The sequence below is a fragment of the Mycobacterium sp. genome, from assembly GCF_052144515.1.
Lineage (GTDB): Bacteria > Actinomycetota > Actinomycetes > Mycobacteriales > Mycobacteriaceae > Mycobacterium.
In genome coordinates this window covers 1-2,962 of the sequence record NZ_JBKQQD010000121.1, presented here as the reverse complement: position 1 = coordinate 2,962, position 2,962 = coordinate 1, and the positions used below count along the sequence as shown (strand labels likewise).

The 2,962-nt window shown below is 70.3% G+C and carries 1 protein-coding gene; it reads left to right on the top strand.

Annotated features, from left to right (window positions below; genetic code table 11):
* Positions 1–2,962: TM0106 family RecB-like putative nuclease (locus tag ACLP9N_RS07445; protein ID WP_442406784.1), on the top strand; the 2,962-nt coding region annotated here is incomplete at both ends.

Genomic DNA, 2,962 nt, shown 5'->3' with positions numbered 1-2,962 from the left:
GAGACCATGAGCAATATCGAGTCGTTGACACGAAACTCGCGCGCTCACCCAAGGTCACCGCGTTGCTGCAGCTGGCCGCCTACGCCGACGCGCTGGCCGCCTCGGGTATCCCCGTCGCAGCGGAGGCCGAGCTGCAGCTCGGCGATGGGACCGCCGTGCGCTATCGCGTGTGCGACCGGGTCCCGGGCTACCGCACCCAGCGGGCGCGGCTGCGGCGACTGCTCGACGAGCACTACGCCGGGGGCACCGCCGTGCGCTGGGACGACGAGGGGGTGAGCGCATGTTTTCGGTGTGAGTTGTGCACTGAGCAGCTGCGCGCGACCGACGACCTGCTGCTCGTCGCCGGCATGCGAGTGACCCAGCGCGAGAAGCTCCTGGACGCCGGGGTCACCACGGTGGCCGGGCTCGCCGAACGTACGGGGCCGGTGCCCGGACTGGCGTCCAACGCGCTCGGCAAGCTGACCGCGCAGGCCAGACTGCAAGTGCGGCAACGCGATACCGGCGTCCCGCAATTCGAGGTTGTCGATGCGCAGCCGCTGGCGCTGCTCCCCGAGCCCGACCCCGGTGACCTGTTCTTCGACTTCGAGGGCGACCCGCTGTGGACCACCGACGGCCGCGACTGGGGCCTGGAATACCTGTTCGGCGTGCTGGACGCCACGGGGGGTTTCCACCCGTTGTGGGCCCACGACCGCGTGGACGAACGCACGGCGCTCGCCGACTTCCTGGCGATGGTGGCCAAGCGCCGCAAGCGTCGCCCCAACATGCACATCTACCACTACGCGCCGTACGAGAAGACGGCTCTGCTGCGGCTCGCCGGACGCTACGGAGTCGGCGAGGACGAGGTCGACGAGCTGCTGCGCAGCGGGACGCTGGTAGACCTTTATCCGTTGGCGCGCAAGAGCATTTGCGTGGGTGCCGAGTCGTTCAGCCTCAAGGCGCTCGAGCCGCTCTACATGGGCGAGCCGCTGCGCGCCGGTGACGTCACCACCGCCGCCGGCTCGATCACCGCCTACGCCCGCTATTGCGAACTGCGGGCCGCCGGCCGCCTCGACGAGGCCGCATCCGTGCTCAAGGAGATCGAGGACTACAACCACTACGACTGCCGGTCGACGCGCGAGCTGCGCAACTGGCTGCTGCTGCGGGCCTACGAGTCGGGGGTGGTACCCGTTGGCGCCCAACCGGTTCCGCAGGGCAACACCGTCGACGACCACGACCAGCTCGGGACGACGTTGTCCAAGTTCACCGGCGACGCCACCGTCGGCGAACGCACGCCCGAGCAGACGGCGGTAGCGTTGCTTGCCGCGGCGCGCGGCTACCACCGGCGCGAGGACAAACCGTTCTGGTGGGCGCATTTCGACCGGCTGAACTTCCCCGTCGACGAGTGGGCCGATGACACCGACGTGTTCATCGCAGAAGAGGCGTCGGTCACGGTCGACTGGCACACGCCTCCCCGCGCCCGTAAGCCGCAGCGGCGGGTACTTCTGCGCGGCGAGCTGGCGGGCGGCGACCTCAAGACGAACGTCTTCGCGCTCTACGACCCGCCGGCCCCGCCCGGCATGACCGACAGCCCGGACCGGCGTGCGGCCGGCCGCGCCGAACTCGTCGAGGCCGACGACGCGGCGCTGCCCACCGAAGTGGTCATCCTCGAGCGGACCGGCGACGACGGCACCACTTTTGACCAGCTGCCGTTCGCACTCACCCCTGGGGCCCCCGTTAAGACGACAGCGTTACGCGAGTCGATCGAAGCGACCGCCGCCGCCGTGGCCGCCGGGCTGCCACGACTGCCCCGCACCGCGGTGATCGACGTCCTGTTGCGCCGCGCGCCCCGTACCCGCAGCGGCAATCCGTTACCTCGCGGCGCAGACACGGTCGCCGACATCACCGCCGCCACACTGGATCTGGACTCCTCGTATCTTGCCGTGCATGGGCCCCCGGGCACCGGCAAGACGCACACCGCGGCCCGGGTGATCAACCGCCTGGTCACCGAACACGGCTGGCGCGTCGGGGTTGTCGCGCAATCGCACGCCACGGTGGAGAACCTGCTGGGCTGTGTGGTGGACACCGGACTTGATCCGCAACGGGTCGCCAAGAAGCCCCACGACAACGCCACCAGGCCGTGGCGTCAGATCGACAGCGACGGCTACGCCGCCTTCATCGCCGACACGCCGGGATGCGTGATCGGCGGTACCGCATGGGATTTCGCCAACGCCGGCCGGGTTCCGCGCGGCAGCCTGGATCTGCTGGTGATCGACGAGGCGGGCCAGTTCTGCCTGGCCAACACCATCGCCGTGGCCCCGGCCGCCGCGAACCTGATGCTGCTCGGCGACCCACAGCAGCTGCCGCAGGTCAGCCAGGGCACCCACCCGGAGCCGGTCGACACCTCGGCGCTGGACTGGCTGGTGCACGGGCAGCGCACGCTCCCGGAGGAACGCGGCTACTTCCTGGACCGCTCGTACCGGATGCATCCGGCGGTCTGCGCCGCCGTTTCCGCGCTGTCCTACGAGGGCAGACTGCATTCCGACGACTGCACCACCGGGCGTCACCTCGCCGGATACCAGCCCGGCCTGCGGGTGCTTCCCGTTGCCCACCAAGGCAACTCGACCGAGAGCCCCCCGGAGGCCGACGCGATCGCCGCCGAGATCACGCGGCTGCTCGGCGCCCCGTGGACCGACGAGCGCGGTACCCGGCCGCTGGCCGCCTCCGACGTGCTGGTGCTCGCCCCCTACAACGCCCAGGTGGCGCTGGTGCGTGACCGGTTGGATGCCGCCGGGCTCGGCGGGGTCCGGGTCGGGACCGTCGACAAGTTCCAGGGCGCGCAGGCGCCGGTCGTGTTCATTTCGATGACGGCCTCCTCGATCGAAGACGTGCCGCGCGGAATATCGTTCCTGTTCAACCGGAATAGGCTCAACGTCGCCGTGAGCCGGGCCCAGTACGCGGCGGTGATCGTGCGTTCGCGGCTGCT